The organism is Paenibacillus sp. 102, from assembly GCF_039549175.1.
Taxonomy (GTDB): domain Bacteria; phylum Bacillota; class Bacilli; order Bacillales; family Bacillaceae_G; genus Bacillus_A.
In genome coordinates this window covers 1-17,603 of sequence record NZ_JBCGHT010000019.1, presented here as the reverse complement: position 1 = coordinate 17,603, position 17,603 = coordinate 1, and the positions used below count along the sequence as shown (strand labels likewise).

Sequence of the window (17,603 nt, the reverse complement as noted above, 5' to 3'; positions counted from 1 at the left end):
CACCATTAAATTAAAATATTATTAAAGTAAAAAACTTTGTCTGTGATAGAAAGAAAATTCATCTTTATCATTTTCGGGGTAAACTTTTCAGATTGATTTGCATGGTGTATTTCCCCACATTCATCACCTTACATATTAAGATTATTTTAAAAATTCAGTCAGGTTACTATTTTCTCATTAACATAAGAAAATAGTAACCTGCTTTTTATGGAAATGTACCCAAAACACAAATTATCTTTATTTATTAATGAGTAGAGCTCAAAGTACTTATCGTCAATTCATTTATCAAGGGAACTAGACAAAAATTCTCTTTTAAACTGAAATATTTCATCAACTGCTTTCTTACATCCACCTGCTTCACGTAAACTCTGACCAATTATTTTGCTTCCTTCCCTATAAGTTTTGTTATTAAGTACATTCCTTACCGTTTCTTTTAATAAATCAGATGTAATTTTTGTATAATCCAAAGTCAAACCAGCATTTAAATCCTCGACTCTTTTTGCTACAAAAGGTTGATCATTTGTAATTGGTAAAACAACAAGAGGCGTGTCATAATATAATCCTTCGCTTACACTATTCATACCACCATGTGTAATAAAGACATCCGTATATTTTAAAACCTCTAACTGTGGAACATAAGGACGAATAATGAAATGGGGTAGAACATTAGGAAATCGTCCCATCTCTGTTTCCTTACCTACAGAGATTACAACTATTCCATTAAACTCTTTAAATGCATGCAAACATTTCTTATAAAATTCCGGCTGTTTATTTAACTCTGTTCCCATCGAAATGTAAATAACCTCTTTTCCATCTAACCTATAAAGAGGAAATTCTACTATTTCCTGCCGCAAATTGATAGAAGGACCTATAAACTTAAAAGTATGATTAAAATAATGAGCGTGAGGTTGAAAATATTTAGAAGTAAAAACTAATGTCATGTCACTTTCATAATGAAAAAGTTGCTCTAATGATTCAACGTTCACCCTATAACGATTACTAATTCTATTTACAATCATTTTACATTCCTCAACTAATGGTAAAGTAGGATTAGATTCGATGTTTCCCAGTGGAATTTCCTCTAACATTTCTTTATTCATAGCAAATGTTGTACAGGATGCAACTGTAGGTATAGGTAACATTTCAGCAAGAATTCTGCCTAAAAGAAAATGCTGATCATAGATCATATAATCATACTTTTCACGAGTAATTTCTTCAAAAAGAAAAGGAAGAGCATTCTCTGTTACCCTTAAAAACCTATACATCATTTGCAAAGGGTGAAACATATCCTTCATTCTATTTTTCAAATTAATGTCTTTTAAGTAATCTCCATAGTTTCGAAATTCAACATCTATATTCTGTAATTTATGACGATATTCTTCCTCGCAATAATAAATAACTTCTTCTCCCCTATTCACTAACTCATTAACAAGACCAATTGTAGGATTGATATGACCCTCTGCAGGAAAATTTATAACTAACACTTTTGACATAAAAAACCTCTCCATTTCTATATATTTTTATTAGAGCAGATTTCCAGTTGTCATTTTAAGTTTATAGTTACTTTAGTGTTTATACATGACAATTGGAAGTGAACTTTACAATCTCCTCAACCGCCTGTTTATAACCACCAGCATCACGTAAGGACTTTCCAATCCTACGACTATTTTCTTTAAATACCTTATCATTCATTACCTTTTCTACTGCCTTACGCAACATTTCAGGAGTTAATGCTCTACGGTCAAGCTGAACTCCAGCTCCCACCTCAGTTACTCGTTTTGCGACTAATGGCTGATCCCCTGTAACGGGAATAACAACTAACGGGACGCCATAATATAACGCTTCACTAGAACTATTCATACCACCATGTGTAACAAATACATCTGTATGCTGTAATACTTCTAATTGAGGTACATAATTAAACACTTTAAAATTCTCAGGAATATTTTCAAATTGGCTGATATTTATTTTTTTTCCGACCACTAACACAACCATTGCATTCATATTTCTAAAGGCTTCAAAACATTTCTCATATAAATCCGGTTGTTCATTAAAGACTGTCCCCATAGAAACGAAAATAACTTTCTTTTTTAAAATGTCTACTGGAAAGCTTCCTATCTCTTTACGCACTCCAATTGATGGCCCAACGAATTTAAAAGAATTATTAAATACTTGAGAAAATGGCTGATATTCCTTAGATGTATATACTATCGTTATATCTCCAGGATGGTTCATAATATCATACAAGTTATTACACTTAATCCCATATTTTTCTTCCCATCGCTTCATTCCTAATAAACAGGATTGATATAATGGAGAACTTTCATCTACTTTTCTCGATTCGGATTCATCATTAAAAGTAATGTAATTATTAAAAGCAAATGTTGTACAAGAAGAAACTTTAGGTAACTGTAAAACAGTTGCTATAATGCGACCTACTGCGAAATGATTATCATATATAATATAATCATATTGTTCTTCCTTTATTTCCTCTAGAATCTGGTTTACAATACGATCTGTTGCTGCAATCATATTGGACAACATTTCGACAGGACTATTGCCTTCATTAATTCTATTCATAATATTGATTTGTGGGAGAAAATTTTCATATGCTCGAAATTCAACATCGGTTGCTTCAATTTTATTTCTATAGTCCTCTACACAATACGAAACAACTTTTTCTCCTCTGTGTACTAATTCACTTACAACTGCTAATGTCGGGTTGATATGACCCTCTCCAGGAAAATTTATTACAAGTACATTCGCCATAATACTCTCTCCTTTCAAAATCATTAACAAAGTTAAATTAATATTTGATTGGCTTTTTAACGTTTTCCGAAAGAAGTCTCCTTCCTCAAGTTTGTGCAGGCGATAGCTCAACGGTAGGTGGGAGATGAATTTCGGTTTGGCACTAGCCAAAAGATTGTAGTAAACTCATTACATACAGATTGTTCTTTGAAAACTGAAGATATGAGGTTGATATGAGAAAAGATTCGTATCGTAAAATCTTCAATCAACTCGTCACCATATCAAAATAGCGAAAACCAAGCCATGACGTTGATATGGATAAAACAGTCATAATCGCTCAAATGCGGTGGGTTCTTACCAAGAACTAAAATTGGTATTTTTTGTGCTGCAAATACTAACCGTCGGTGCGACGGGGATAGCTTAGTAAATATAGATAGCTAATAAAAGTATCTACTTCCCAAGAAGCACCCACTTCAAGCTTCGCTGAGTGTTGTGTAGTTCACTTTAGAGTCTATTATAAACAAATCCTTTTTAATATTTCATATGATTAGCTCATTTCATCATTGAGAAATATATTCCTGGGCACTTTAACATGCCTATTTAACAATAAAAATACTTTCCGATAAATAAATCCTATTTTCTATTTATTCATATTCTCCGGTTAATAATTAATTTCCCTTTCAAAAACTAGATATTTTTCCTAAATCTCTTAAAAAACATTATTTTAATGATTCTTACAAAAAAAAGAATAACACTCTTATTTTCTTTTGTTCTTTTAAGGTTGTTGCACTACCCATAAATATTAAAGCAATTTCGAACTACTCACCACTTAACGCCCTTATGGACTGTAAGACGTTAAGTGGTGAGTAGTTCAAATGAAACCCGTACACATTTTTGACACATCCACTATCACAATCCCCTGAAAATTCATGATAATATTAATATGTTGAATATGCCAATTTTCGACACTGTACGACAACAATATCTCCCTTATCGAATCCCTGTCCCCCAGGGATTTTTTCTTTTATTCATTATTTTTTATGGCATTAAATTTTCATCCTGAGTAAAACTCAAATTTGGTATTAATTCAATCCAGTCGATCTAACTCCACCAATACATTCCTCAACTTCCTCAACATGAGCCGTCTTAAGCAGTGCTGCTAGTTGTCATTACGCATTCTTCATACGGATTCAGGTTCAATGAAATAATTCCTTTACGTTTTATTAACTCTTCACTTAACTCACATGTCGTTTTCTTCAATTCTCATTTCTCCCTCTGTTCATCATTTCGTAACATCTATGTATAATAATATCAATAAATTTATGTTACTATTTCTAAGTCGATTCATCTGATCTGATAATCAGATACCATAGATGTATGAAGCTCTAACGTCCTGTCAGAGCTTCTTTTTATTATTTGCGTACACATAAATAACTGTAAAATAATAAAATTTTTATTTTAGGAGCACTTCAAAATAATAGCTTAATTGCAATATGGCGCTACTTCTAATCAATTTATGAAAATATCTCAAATTGAATTGTTATTTTTAGTTTTTGATATATCCGAAGCAAATAGAGAAGAATATAGAGTAATTAAGGCTTTATTTTATGCTTTTTGCTCTTTAATCTCATGACAACGAAAAGAAGCAGTGGTAGTAAACCAAATAAAAACAACGCAGTATTTCCAAGCATATCTCCGAATTTAAATAGGTCATTGGTATTTTTTGAAGTCATAGCAATAATATAAATAATCGGAAGCAAGCTAAACATAAAAGGATAGATGCTCCTATTGAAAAGTTGCGCCAATCCCATAGCAGCAGCATAATAGGAAATCGTAAAGGTAGCAAATATCTGCATAATCCATATTACAAGCAACAAAGACTCAAAACGTTCAAATATCAAACCGGGTATTTCAAAACTGCGCATGAGATCAATTGTCGGCCAGGTTCTTACTACAACCCCATCGACGGAAAATACGCCCATGACCATTACAATAGTTATTACGTAAAAGATTAATGGAATAGATATTCCAACTAGAATGACTTTTACTGCTTTATTTGGTTGTTCCATAAACATTAAAAGAATCAACATGACTTCAGGACCTGTATATGCGAGAATTGTTGTCTTTACCCCATTTAGCACTGGCATAACTCCTCCCCCTAGTACGGGCCGGAGATTATCTATCTCAAATATTCCGAGACTCATCAATGTAATTAGTAAAAAAACTAAAATCGTAATAGGTAATATGATTTCAAACAGCCGGACAATTGAGTTGATACCGCCCATAATTAAATAGAGGCCTATCCACATAAACGGCATAATAATGGCCCACATAGGAGTTCCTTCCAACAAATAAAAGCCAGTTACTTCTGTCATTGAACGGATTTGAAACCCAGAAGTTGTAAGAAAATAACACACGACAAGTAAACTAAGTAACCTCCCTATCCATTTCCCTACAATTTCTTGGTTGTATTGATAAAAAGTTTTTTGTGGAAAATGCTGCCCTAGTTTGACAATAATTACTCCTGCAATCATCGCAACTATCCCACCTAAAATTACACTTATCCAACCATCTGGTGTTTTCACTTTTTCGGCAGCTGCCCTAGGCAGGGTGAGAACGCCTGTTCCGAGTATAAAATTAACAACGACAACAACCGCTTGCGAAGTCCTAATTCGGTCTTTTGGTTTGGTAATCATTGCGAGTCACTTCCTTTCGTCATTAACTATCTTTTGCGGCAAGAATCTTTCGTATGCATCGTCTTAGATTGATGCAACATCCAGTAAAATCATTTCCTTTATTTCTAATAATCAGGAAATTTTCAAACATTCTTGACAATTAGTTGAACCAAGATTATATATGAAACTTCAACAAGCAAACTCGTCGTAGAATTACGTCATTTAAGAGGAGATTTTACATCTATTAAATATTACATTAAAATATAACAACTCCGATTATGATAGCAAATTCAAATGAAATTTCTACTACTTTTGTAGGGGAATTTTATCAAACTTAGATGAAATTATTTTGAGGGATTTTATTTTGTTAACTTGATAGCGATGTAGTGATACCCTATGTATGCAAAATTGCATACTATTTTATATTGATAATTATTCTCATTGTAACTATAATGGTTTCAACAAGTAAATTTAAAACTTGTTGATGCCTTTTTATGAAAAAATATTAAAGGAGGATTTATAATTATGAAAAAAGTTATTTTAGCAGGAGCATTAGGAATTGCAGTACTTTCGGGTATGAATTTACCAGGATTAGAAGCACCAACAGCTAGTGCAGCAACTATGGAGTTAGAAATTCAAGAGGTTACTAAACATTATTCTTTGATTTCATACGAAATATCTCAAAAAGAATCTTTTAATCTTAGAAAAGGAGAAGAACTTGCAGTCTTTGTAACTAATTCAGGATTCCCGATTTCTTATACAGTCTTTGATGCAGATAATCAAGTAATTGGTACATACAATGCTAATTCACCTTATGGACGCGTATTCAAAGCACAAAAAGACGGTAATATTTCTGTACAATTTCAAGCGGGAGTAAATTCTTCATTTATGAAGAAAATGAATTTTACGGCTAAATTCGCTCTTTCTAAATTTAACTAATGATAAGGAATTGTTTATATTATATAAGCAATGAAATAGAAAAGGCGTATCCTGTTTATGGAATACGCCTTTTCTATTTCATTTTCCCTACCTTTTCCAGACTATCTTTAATCATTGTATCTACAAGTTGATTATCTCAATAATACAGTATCATGGCTACTATGACCTAATTATTTTTGTAGCAAAGTATTACTTTGCCCCTAATCGTAGTTACGTTGGTACTGATCCTGTTTTATGGATTATTAATTTCTTTTATCGTATGAAGATTTCGTTCGAACTCAAATAAAATCACTATCAAAAGAATCGAATTTTTCATGTTTTATTTTATTCAAATTGAGATAATAATTAATGCACCATTCCACTTTCCATATTTTAATCAAAAGAATAGAAGAGCATATCCTACCTCTTATTTATACAACTATCATGCATTGAGTTCATTAATAGGAATAAGGCCTAGACTTTCTGTTTACTTAATTTTCGCTGCATCAAAAGCCTTTTGAACTGCTTGAACTTCAGTTGAGTTTGCCCCATATTTATTTGTTGCAACTCGAAGGCATGCCGATCTCAATTCTGAGAAATCAGAAGTCATGTTTAATTCATCAGTGTTTGCATAGTGGAAAATATCAAACATTTTATCCTCGCCAATACCTTTTACAGTTACACTGTTATGAGTACCACCTTTTGCGATTAGATACGCAACTTTATTAATAATACTTGAATTGAAATGAACTCCTCCATTATCCCATCCATTAAAATTGTTAAATTCACTATAATCATCCGGATAAGGTACACCAGCTGAAGAAGTGATTGAAGATGGATTTGCCATATCACGGAACACTGATCCAGTTTGTTCTCCCATTGTCCAGTTAAATTTCCCAGTGTTTACGTATTTCTCAATAGCTGTTCCCATAATATCCGATAATGCCTCGTTAATCGCACCGGATTCTCCTGAGTATTCAAGATTAGATTCGCTAGATGTAACCGCATGTGTAAATTCATGCCCTGCTACGTCAAATGCCTTTACAATAGGATCTCCATATACAAGCATGCTGCCATTATTATAACTTGCTGCATTCTGCCAATCTTTCGGGTCATTTGTATCTCCAGAATCCCAAGCATGTACAACTGATACTACTTTTTGCCCTTTATTATCAAAACTATTACGCTTGTATTTATTCTTATAAAAATCATATACTTTTGTTGCTAAGTAATGAGCACTTACCGCCTTTGGATCATTAAATGTTGTTGAAGTGCTACTTGCTAGTGTACCAGGGTAATAGCTTTCCTCTGTAGTAATATCTTTGTAATTCACATCATACGTTTCAATTCCTTGCCCTCTTGTGTAATCAGCAAGTACATATTTCCCATTACTTTGTTTAGAAATACCAAATGTACGAGATATACCTAAATCATCTTTTCCTGTTCCAGTTATTGATGTAAGATTGCTTTTTCTACTCTCCTTTAAAGCCCCAACAAGCTTTTCACTTGCTTTTAAATCTGATTCTTGTACCATATTTTTTAACATTTCACCATTATTAGCATTCACTAAATAAGTCCCTGATACATATTTTGGTGTTGCAGCAGCAAATGTAACCTGGTATGCATTGCTGGCTTGGCCATTATTTTCATCAACAAAAATAACTTCCTTTACTTCTGGCTCAGAAATAAAATTGATACCGTTCCCATACTTTGTATAAATATATTGTTTCGCTTCTTCTTTTGATATATTAATAGACTTCTTTAAATCTTCTTGTTGTAAATTTTGGGCGCTATCTCCTGATACACTTTTAATAACACCCTTTTTATCAACGTGTGCTGTCAATTGATGCCCATATACTTCTTTTCCTTCATATGTTTGTTGCATACGCACAAGTGTTGTCCCATCATAAGAGCCACGCTTTTGAAGGACCTTATAATCTACTCCTATTTCTCCATTAACTTGTTTTGGAGATAAAGCTTGCTCTGTTTTCTCCTTAAGAGCATCTTTCACTACATTCTCTGGTGATTTTTGTGATGGTTGTGTAAGTTCACCTGTGCGGAACGAGTCCTCCTGAATTTGAACTTGTAATTGATCTTTTTCCTCTGCATGAGCTACTCCATTTGGCACTACAGTTGATAAAGCTAATCCTGTTGTTAATGCAACTGTAGCTATTGTTTTTTTGTTTTTCATGTTTTTCACCTCGTATAATTTTCTGAAATGTTTAACTTATAAAAATTATACTGTCTATTTATGTCGAAAAAAAGAGAAAATATAAAATTTATGTAATATTATGCAAAATTACATAATTAGAGGTTAATAATTTACTAATTAAGATCCGATTGATCGAATTGCTTATTACAAACATAGTGTTCAAACATAATTTCCACCTGCTTACCTTACATAGAGGTGAAAACACAATTTTAATTGATATAGAACAAGACAAATTATTTAAGGCTCTGGCGCAAAATTTTCAAACAATCTACAAGAGGTTTGTAGAAAGAAGAAGAATCTCGCTTAGAATTAAACCAACATAATCTTAGCTAGATGGTGATAAGATAATTTCCCTATTTAATATTTTTTTATTTTATTAATAAATAAGGTACGTGAAATTATTTAATTTGATCTAAGAAAACTTAAAGACGCTGATTATTCTATTAAGTGCTATTTTAATCCCTCTACTAAGCACTCTGCACCTTTTGGCTTATCGTAACCTTTCCGTCTCATCTACTAGCAGTTTAAAATTTCTCCTGTGACAGAACACACTCCACCAGATTGATACTTCTTTAAAATCGTTTTTTCTCCGCCTACCAAGACCTCTAATGGAGATTTTTTTGATACTTAAAGAATCCATTCTATTTCTTCTGCTCTTAAATCACTTGTTTTTACTAATGTTTCAATTGGTACACCAAGTTCATGCATACCCTTAATCATATGGATTTTTCCCTTCATTCATCGGCTTGAATGAAGGAATTTTTTTGACTTATACAGTCCTTTTTGTTCATTATTTTGTAAAATTCATTTATTAAAATTTAAAATATTCCATGTTATACTTAATAATTAGATAGTCAGTAGTCGGCAATCTAATTAACCTGTAAGCCCTAGCCTTGCACCTAGCTAGGGCTTTTTACTATTCATCAAGTATTGTAAAGTATTTTTATCTATTCCTCATGATTTTGAATATCTATTATTGTAACTGTTTCTTTTCAATATTTCGCGTTTTTCCTCGTCTTCCATAATTTCAACTCACAAATGTGAACTACCCGCAACTTAACGTCCTTACGGACTGTTTGAAGTGGGGGCTTCTTGGGAAGTAGATACTTTTATTAGCTATCTATATTTACCAAGCTATAAGGGCAGTCCCTGCCCCTAAAGAAAATACCAATTACATGGCTAGTTTTAGTAAGTTGATACTTGCGTTTACATCTCTATCATGATGACTATTACATTCAGGACAAGTCCATTCTCTAAGGTTTAGATTCTGGACTTCCTTGTTTTTATAGCCACAGCCAGAACATAGTTGACTACTTGCATAATTCTTAGGTGCGATTATCAAATCACGCCCTTTCCATTTTGCTTTATAGTCAAGGTATTCTCTGAATTTAGACCAAGATACTTCGCTGAGTGCTTTGGCTAACTTGTGATTCCTTTTCATATTCTTCACTTTCAAGTCCTCAATCACAATTACTTGATTTTCGTTTGTGATTTCATTACTTATCTTGTGAAGAAAGTCATTACGTTGATTAGCAACCTTCTCATGAAGTCTTGCGACTTGTAACCTAACTTTGTTTCGATTGTTTGAACCCTTCTTTTTGCGTGATAAAGAGCGTTGCAGAAAGGCTAATTTGATAGATTTATCAGGTTTATCTTGTGATTCTTGATAAGATTCGATTCTATCAGTAAGCATCTTGTTATATACAAACCGAACACATCCGAAAGTTTTTGTAAAAAACATTCGTTGTTCTTTATTTGGATAGATACGATATTTGTATGCTTTCAACATTTTCTACACCTCACTTTTCGCCTTGATTTTCAATATATTTCTTTACTACGCCTAGTGGTGATCCACCTGTAGTAATCAAACAAAAACTTCTTGACCAAAACATTTCTTTCCAAAGCTTCTTTTTCACTTGAGGAAAGTCCCTCTTTATTAATCGAGAACTTGCACTCTTATATGCATTGATGAACTTTGTCATTTCTGTATTAGGATGTGCCCTGAACAAGATATGTACATGATCAATATCATGATTCCATTCTACCAATGTCATATTGTACTTCTCAGATAACCGTACAAACATGCCTTTTGCATAGTCTGACATATCATCATCAAATACTTTTCTTCTGTATTTCACGATTAATACAAGGTGATAATACAATAGGAATACTGAATGATTATTACTATCTAATTTCACTGTTATACCAACCTTTCTATTTTATAAGACTGATTATATCAGAGCAAAAAAATAAAAAGCAAAGTTAAGTGCTTTTTAGCTACGCCAAACCGAAATTCATCTCCCACCTATCGCCCTGCACACGCTTGAGGAAGGAGAATTCTTTCAGATAATTCATTAAAATTGAAATGTTATTGTTCCTACTATACTAGATGTATCAATATATCCCAGACCATTTCGACTATCTTTACTGTGGTAACGGTTATCCCCCATTACAAATAATTTATTTGGAGGTATTTCTCTTTCTTCAAAATTAGCAAGATATTTAGATGTATTACTTAAATCTTTATAAATATAGTTTTCTTTTTTCTCCTTTCCATTAATATACAGAATATCATTTTCCATTTTTACTTTGTCTTTTGGCAGCCCAATTATTCTTTTCACATAATACTTAGGGTCATTATTTTTTTTTATAATAACAATCTCTCCATGACGTAATGGAAAGATTGCTGAACCTGCTCTATTAACTAGTATATATTCTTCGTTTTGTAAAGTAGGATACATAGATTTACCTTCTACTTTACATAATAAAAAATTTAAACTTATTATGACAAACATCACTGTAATCAATAAAAACAATGTTATATTACGCCAGTATTTGGGTGTGTTTTGCTTCATGTTTTTCCATTCCTTATTGATTATTTTCATAAAAAACGCCTCTACAAAATTTAAATGTAGGGGCGTTTATATATATTTACTTGTAGCATTCAATTAATTTGTTTATGATGAAACGTTATTTCCTTGATTATTTTTTAAAGCGAAATATGCATCTAAAATATCTTTACCGATCATTGAATTAATTCCGCCTTTATCATCATTTACCCATGGTACAACAACAGAAAATGCGACTTCTGGATTATCATATGGGGCATATCCTGCTAAAGTTAAATTGTAACAAGGAATACGATTCCCTTCTGAATCTCTACCAATTGGATCCTCGCCTCCATAAACTGTTTGTGCTGTTCCTGTTTTACCAGCTGGTTTATAAGGCGCATTTTTGAAGGTTTTTACACCAGTACCATCACCTTCTTGGAACACTTGCCTAAAGCCTTCTTGTATTCGATCGATATATTCCTTTTTCATATCTACGCGATTCAGCACAACAGGATCCATAGTTTGTACAACTTTACCAATATCTTCTTTTTTCATTGTTTGCTCTCGAATTTCTCGTACAATCTGTGGTTTCATTCGGTATCCGCCATTTGCAATGGTAGAAACATACTGTGCAAGTTGCAAAGGCGTATATGTATCAAACTGACCAATAGCTAAATCTAGTAAGAAACCTGGTTGATAATTTTTCGTTACTTTTTGTCCCAATGCTTCATTTGGTAAATCAATTCCAGTCGAAACTCCTAATCCAAATTGCCCAAAATAATATCTCATCTTATCAAATGTAGCCGCTTTAATATCCAACGAGCTGTTCGGTACATAATTTATGCCTGCAATTTTTAAAGCTGTATTAAACATGTACACATTAGATGAAACTTGTAATGCTCTTACATCATCAATAGTTCCAAAGTCTTTCCAAGATTTCTTAGCTTTACTTGTTCCTTTAAATTTCATTGGTGCATCATAAAAATATGTTCCTGGTGTTATAGCACCTGTTTCATATCCTGTTAAAAGTGTTGCTCCTTTTACAGTGGATCCAAGCTCATAGGTACTTGTCATTGTACCTAAAGCATAATCTTCTACTTCTATATTCCCATCTTTTTTGACTAATTTTTTCCCTGCCATAGATAAAAGCTGTCCTGTTTTTGGATCCATCATAACAACAAATGCCCGATCTAATAAGCGTTCTGAACCTTTAAAAGCTTTTAAATGCTTTTCAATAATCTCTTCTACCTGTTTCTGTAATCTCATGTCTATTGTTAACGTTAAATTGTTTCCACTTTTCCCTTTAGACACAGTTTCCGTTCGAATAATGTTTCCGTCTTTATCAGTAATATTTTTTACTTCTGCTTTTGTTCCATGTAATACATCTTCATATCGTTGTTCAATATAACTTTTTCCTACGCGATCATTACGACTGTAACCACGTACCATATAAGAGTCTAGGTTCTCTTTTGGCAGTCCTTCTTCAGAACTTGTTATATTACCTAATATCGAACGAAATAAATCACCATTTACATAATTACGTTCCCATTCAACTGTTGTATCTACACCTGGGTATCTAGCCAAATTTTCACTAATAATTGTGTATTCTTTCTCAGGAACATTTTTCTTTATAACTTGAGGTGTCATGGAAAAGCCCGAACTCATTTTACTTTTAATAGCTAATATGTTTAAATCTTTTAGTGTTAATTCACTTAATTCTTCAGCTGTGATACGGTCTCGTCTTAATTGCTCTATTTTTTTATCAAGCTCTCTCCCTTCAAGATTTTTGGCACGGAATTTTTCCTCATCTTGTTTCGTAACCTTGTTTTGAGCCTTTTCCTTATTTAGCTGTATCCAAAAATCCTTTTTATCTGTTTCAGTTAACTTATTTATGTCTTCTTCCGTCATTACAATTACATTTGCTAGATCTCTAGCTGTTTTTAGAATTTCTTCTGAATTTACACCCTTCATCCTTGTATATGTAATAGTACGAATAGCATTGTTGTTAACAACTTTTTCCCCTTCTCTATCAAAAATTTGTCCACGTGGAACGGGAATACTAATTGTAGAATTCCCTTGTTTTTCTGCTAGATTTTTATAACTCTCTCCATCTACGATTTGTACTTTTCCTAGCTGAATAATAATAGCTGAAAATAGTAAAAACACGCAGAAAAACAGTATATTCAATCTAAAGGGAATCTTACTTTTTTTAGTTTTCTTTTTTTGCTTCATTTCATTCTCCTCTTAAATACAACATATTATAATAATACATTTTTAAATGTAATTAGAAATACTAAGCTTATTAAAGTCAATATATTTCTCATAAAAAAATCATCAGCTACTTATTATATTTTACAATTAACGATAATACAACTCCAAATACCGGAGTATTTGGAGTTGTTAGAAACAATAAAAACCATTATAAATCAAATAAAAAATAAAATTGCAATACCAAGATAAACTCATTTCTTAATTATACAAATGAAAATTTCCCTGTCAAACAAAATTAAAGAACACTTTTTCTAGCTAGAATCTTAGAAAATTTCTTTAATGGCAGAACATACTTATATCATAGGTAGTGAATATCCAATTCAAATTTATAGAATTAACCCTATTTGAAGCTTACAAAACTAACTAAATTCTATACTTATATCACCACCATATGAAAAAAGAACTAGGCTGTTTAAGCCTAATCCTTACTTATTTTAGTTTTGTTTCATATAATTAGTTGTAGTGAGCTTTCTCGTTCGGAACATCTGTAATTCTACAAAATATCGCCTACTTCTTGTTAAATTCTAAATCTTTTTTTAACACATTCCAGATTAAGCTATCTTGACGCATTGGTTTGCCTTCTTCATCCCATTTAATTTTTCCTGTCCCTAGTTCATAATTCATCCCTGTCCAAGTATCTTCACGGTATGCATAGAATGCTTGGTGCCACCCTTTTTGATTGAATATATCAATTAAATCTTGTAAATATTGAGGTGCTCCTGGAACAGTACGGTTAATCCCAAATTTCTCAGCAATGATTCGGTTAGATGGGATATGATTTTTCTTAGACCAATCTTTAACGGGCTGTAAAAATTGATTTAATCCGCCTTTATTCCACATCACAGGTTTCTCTAAATCCCCTACTTTTACAATTCCAGGATATTGATACTCTTTATTTTGCTTTTCACGTTGATTTGTTAATTGATAAGGCTCATACATATGAAATGCATATAATGTTTTATTATCTTTAACAGGTTTAAGATATTTAAAAGCCCAAGGGGTAGCGTATAAACCTGAATCTAAAATAATTGGTGTCTCTTTGTCTACTTCACGAATAGAGGTCACAACTTTTTGGTAAAATTTATTAAGATCTGCCGTCGTATTCTTCACTTTTGAATACCATTCCCCATAATCTTCTGTCCAAAAATCATTATATCTATTACTCTTAGCTGTTTCTGGATGTGGCTCATTTATAATATTGTAACCAAACACAGCAGGATGATTTTTTAATTCTGAAGCAAAATCCTTCCAAAATTGGCTTGCTTGCTCTTGATATTTCTCTTCTTCCCAAATTCGATCATCATTCTGATTATTATTAAATTGGCGCCAACGATCACCAGGTAATGAAAGCATAGTAAGTACAATTTTTATTCCTTGTGATTGCGCTGCATCTAAGTCTGCTTTTAATTTCACAACATCTTCTTTTACTAATCCTTGATAGTTGTCTGCATTACCTATAAGAAAATCTTTCCCCGAATTGTCAGGTTTGTCTTCAAACAAGAAATCTTTATCTTTTGCCCATTTATCAGGTGCTAGTCGAACATATTCAATATTAGCTTCCTTCGCACTTCTATAGTTCTCAGGTAGAGAAGTACTATTCATAAAATTAGTACCTTTTCTCTTAGAATTCCAAAAATCAATTTTAGAATCAACACTTTTATAAGTTTCCGCCTGCACATTCTTTTCTTGCAGGCCAAAACCCATCATGCCTATTAATGCAACTATTGATAAGATCTTTTTCACAACTTCTCCCTCTTTCTGATATTTTATGTTAGACACGTATAATATCCTTGTTTTGTTACAGGAAAGTGACAACTTCAAACATTTTTCACTTATAGACACTAGAATAGGCAATAAACCTTATTCATAGGTGTTTAAATACTAGAAATTACTATGCTTAGTCGCTAAATCTAGCGTGGGAATTTTTCATAAAGAAAAGACACTCTCACGAGTGTCTTTCTTTAAATATTTCATAGGAAGTTAATTAACACCTACTGGTGTACGAGTATGCTGACCTATATTACCAAACACATCATTCAACAACCGTGATGCGACATCGATAACAATATGTTGTTGGCCAAAGCTAGTTTCACTGTTGACAAAGGATTGGCGTTTAATAACACTTATTCGACAAGAAAAGTACTGTAAATTCATCTATTATTGGTAAACATGTCATCTCGAAAGTAGACAACCTACGTTTTTATGATTCTCTATCTTGTCAAGCTATAGTAGTTTATTTTTTGAGGCTAAAAATAATGACAACTGGAGGAAGTAAACTAAGTGTTGAAGTTTCATTTTTTTAAAGAAAAGACACCCTAAGATGCCTCTCCTCTGTTTGTACTCGCGTATTGAGATAACTATTCAAACCTTGTATTAGGGGACATGGTTTAAACAGATATATATTACACTTAAAGCTTAACATTAACAGAATATACAGTGAATTGATAATGTTTATGTGGAATATTCCTAAAATTTAGTATAGATATTTTTCACTATTACTATAATAAAAATAGTATTAATGCACAATTGCATATAAATCTAGCATGCGATTAGCAGTATAATTTAAATGTGTACAATAAAGCTGAAGAGGCAGAGATCATCTACGGAAATAGGTGGTCTTTTGCTATTGGTTGTTTTTTCTTCAAAACGAAAGTACATGATGAATATAAAAAAAAGACCCATCAGGTGTCTTCCTCCGTCTTGATAACCTGTTTAATAAAAAACGATTACTTTAAATGAAAACAGCCCTTTTAGTTTTCATTTAAAAGGGCTGTACCGTTTACATGTTCAATTTAGTCTTTAATACCCAGTATTTCTCTCCTGTATTTGTAAACGAGAATTCAATCCATCCGTTTGGATCTTCGCGATAAACAAATACTGATTCACCTAATGGTAAGGTACCTTGGAAGTTTTCTGTAACAGCCTGACTTTTAATTGTACCATCAAATGGATATGGTACAACGTAATAGGATGCAGCTAGTTTAACAGTTTTTTTCGTTCCCTGTGGATATGTTTTATAAGGAATATTACTTGAGAGTACATCAACATTTGAAGTTTTTGAATTTTTTGGTAATTTTTTCGCAAACTTATAGTCTTCTTCTTTGAAAGGCTTAATACGTTCCATAATATTTGCAATTTTATTGGCCCATTCTTTATCTGTTGAATACATAACATTCATGCCCTCTAATGTTGGACCATAATAATACGAACCATTTTCCTCTAAATATTTTTCCCTTACATAATTTGCATTATATGCAATACTTTCACCGAAAGTTGGTAAGAATTTTGCATATTTAAACGGATCCTCATCATAAGCTCGTAAACCAAATAAATTATGCTTGCGATATGCTATTTCAGATTTACCATACCCTGATTCTAAAATAGCATGTGCAGCTAAAGAAAGCGCGTTAACACCATGCTGAGCTTGAGCTGCAACAAAATCATCACCATGTCCAATTAATGGACTATCTGGATGATACTTTTTAATTTCAGCATCAATTTCTTTACCAGTAACATTTGAAGCATATGTTAAATCAAGATTTATGTATGACGTAGCGGTAATATTATTTTCAGGAATCCAACTACCGTTTTCATCAAAATAGTACTTTGTTCCATTAATAAAGACAAATCCTATTTGCATAACACCATTCGTTTGTAAATAATACCATGTACTTCCTTCTTGTAGCCATCCTGCTTGCATTGCTCCACTTCCATTGAAGTAATACCAAGCACCGTTAATTGACTGCCAATTTGTTTGCATTGCTCCACTTCCATTGAAGTAATACCAAGCACCGTTAATTGACTGCCAATTTGTTTGCATTGCTCCACTTCCATTGAAGTAATACCAAGCACCGTTAATTGACTGCCAATTTGTTTGCATTGCTCCACTTCCATTGAAGTAATACCAAGCACCGTTAATTGACTGCCAATTTGTTTGCATTGCTCCAC

At 32.5% G+C, this 17,603-nt stretch carries 11 protein-coding genes and 4 pseudogenes; 2 read left to right on the top strand and 13 right to left on the bottom strand.

Translation table 11 applies throughout. The features are described from left to right. Positions 1–278 precede the first annotated feature (278 nt). The 4 genes from AAIE21_RS24745 to AAIE21_RS24730 form a co-directional block, all read right to left on the bottom strand. The gene (locus AAIE21_RS24745; protein WP_343269195.1) at positions 279–1,493 is read right to left on the bottom strand and encodes a macrolide family glycosyltransferase; all 1,215 of its coding nucleotides are present in this window, start codon (positions 1,491–1,493) and stop codon (positions 279–281) included. 79 nt (positions 1,494–1,572) lie between these two features. Beyond that, entirely contained in the window at positions 1,573–2,769 is a 1,197-nt protein-coding gene (locus AAIE21_RS24740; protein ID WP_343269194.1) for a macrolide family glycosyltransferase, read from the bottom strand. A gap of 1,125 nt (positions 2,770–3,894) precedes the next feature. Continuing rightward, positions 3,895–4,008, bottom strand: coding sequence for a BC1881 family protein (locus tag AAIE21_RS24735; RefSeq protein WP_343269193.1), 114 nt, complete (start codon positions 4,006–4,008; stop codon positions 3,895–3,897). A 332-nt stretch (positions 4,009–4,340) separates the two neighbouring features. Beyond that, on the bottom strand, positions 4,341–5,444 hold the full coding sequence (locus AAIE21_RS24730; RefSeq protein ID WP_343269192.1) for a spore germination protein: 1,104 nt from the start codon (positions 5,442–5,444) through the stop codon (positions 4,341–4,343). A 504-nt stretch (positions 5,445–5,948) separates the two neighbouring features. On the opposite strand from AAIE21_RS24730, the gene AAIE21_RS24725 reads away from it, so the two are divergent. Further along, positions 5,949–6,362 (top strand): hypothetical protein, encoded by a 414-nt coding sequence (locus tag AAIE21_RS24725; RefSeq protein ID WP_343269191.1) that lies wholly within the window; start codon positions 5,949–5,951, stop codon positions 6,360–6,362. 466 nt (positions 6,363–6,828) lie between these two features. Here the strand turns inward: AAIE21_RS24725 and AAIE21_RS24720 are convergent, their stop codons facing one another. The 8 genes and pseudogenes from AAIE21_RS24720 to AAIE21_RS24695 form a co-directional block, all read right to left on the bottom strand. Further along, positions 6,829–8,532 (bottom strand): M4 family metallopeptidase, encoded by a 1,704-nt coding sequence (locus AAIE21_RS24720; RefSeq protein ID WP_343269190.1) that lies wholly within the window; start codon positions 8,530–8,532, stop codon positions 6,829–6,831. Between the two features lie 648 nt (positions 8,533–9,180). Next, positions 9,181–9,288: pseudogene (locus tag AAIE21_RS29680) on the bottom strand (Rpn family recombination-promoting nuclease/putative transposase); the annotation flags it as partial. 436 nt (positions 9,289–9,724) lie between these two features. After that, positions 9,725–10,186: pseudogene (locus tag AAIE21_RS24715) on the bottom strand (RNA-guided endonuclease TnpB family protein); the annotation flags it as partial. Positions 10,187–10,219: 33 nt separating this feature from the next. Next, positions 10,220–10,342, bottom strand: a pseudogene (locus AAIE21_RS29675) (helix-turn-helix domain-containing protein); the annotation flags it as partial. 10 nt (positions 10,343–10,352) lie between these two features. Beyond that, positions 10,353–10,751 (bottom strand): IS200/IS605 family transposase, encoded by a 399-nt coding sequence (gene tnpA, locus AAIE21_RS24710; protein ID WP_343269188.1) that lies wholly within the window; start codon positions 10,749–10,751, stop codon positions 10,353–10,355. Between the two features lie 156 nt (positions 10,752–10,907). After that, the gene (gene lepB / locus AAIE21_RS24705; RefSeq protein WP_481858712.1) at positions 10,908–11,408 is read right to left on the bottom strand and encodes a signal peptidase I; all 501 of its coding nucleotides are present in this window, start codon (positions 11,406–11,408) and stop codon (positions 10,908–10,910) included. Positions 11,409–11,510: 102 nt separating this feature from the next. Next, positions 11,511–13,616, bottom strand: a complete 2,106-nt coding sequence (locus AAIE21_RS24700) for a peptidoglycan D,D-transpeptidase FtsI family protein (protein WP_343269186.1) — start codon at positions 13,614–13,616, stop codon at positions 11,511–11,513. Positions 13,617–14,162: 546 nt separating this feature from the next. Next, positions 14,163–15,398, bottom strand: coding sequence for a glycoside hydrolase family 5 protein (locus AAIE21_RS24695; RefSeq protein WP_343269185.1), 1,236 nt, complete (start codon positions 15,396–15,398; stop codon positions 14,163–14,165). A 383-nt stretch (positions 15,399–15,781) separates the two neighbouring features. Between AAIE21_RS24695 and AAIE21_RS24690 the strand changes: the two are divergent. Then, positions 15,782–15,872, top strand: a pseudogene (locus tag AAIE21_RS24690) (N-acetylmuramoyl-L-alanine amidase); the annotation flags it as partial. A 562-nt stretch (positions 15,873–16,434) separates the two neighbouring features. Here the strand turns inward: AAIE21_RS24690 and AAIE21_RS24685 are convergent. Next, positions 16,435–17,603: glucosaminidase domain-containing protein (locus AAIE21_RS24685; protein ID WP_343269184.1), on the bottom strand; the 1,169-nt coding region annotated here is incomplete at its 5' end.

Bases quoted from the DNA above. Each gene is read 5' to 3' on its own strand.
- AAIE21_RS24745 (WP_343269195.1), bottom strand. From the start codon at position 1,493: ATGTCAAAAGTGTTAGTTATAAATTTTCCTGCAGAGGGTCATATCAAT.
- AAIE21_RS24740 (WP_343269194.1), bottom strand. From the start codon at position 2,769: ATGGCGAATGTACTTGTAATAAATTTTCCTGGAGAGGGTCATATCAAC.
- AAIE21_RS24730 (WP_343269192.1), bottom strand. From the start codon at position 5,444: ATGATTACCAAACCAAAAGACCGAATTAGGACTTCGCAAGCGGTTGTT.
- AAIE21_RS24725 (WP_343269191.1), top strand. From the start codon at position 5,949: ATGAAAAAAGTTATTTTAGCAGGAGCATTAGGAATTGCAGTACTTTCG.
- AAIE21_RS24720 (WP_343269190.1), bottom strand. From the start codon at position 8,532: ATGAAAAACAAAAAAACAATAGCTACAGTTGCATTAACAACAGGATTA.
- lepB (WP_481858712.1), bottom strand. From the start codon at position 11,408: ATGAAGCAAAACACACCCAAATACTGGCGTAATATAACATTGTTTTTA.
- AAIE21_RS24700 (WP_343269186.1), bottom strand. From the start codon at position 13,616: ATGAAGCAAAAAAAGAAAACTAAAAAAAGTAAGATTCCCTTTAGATTG.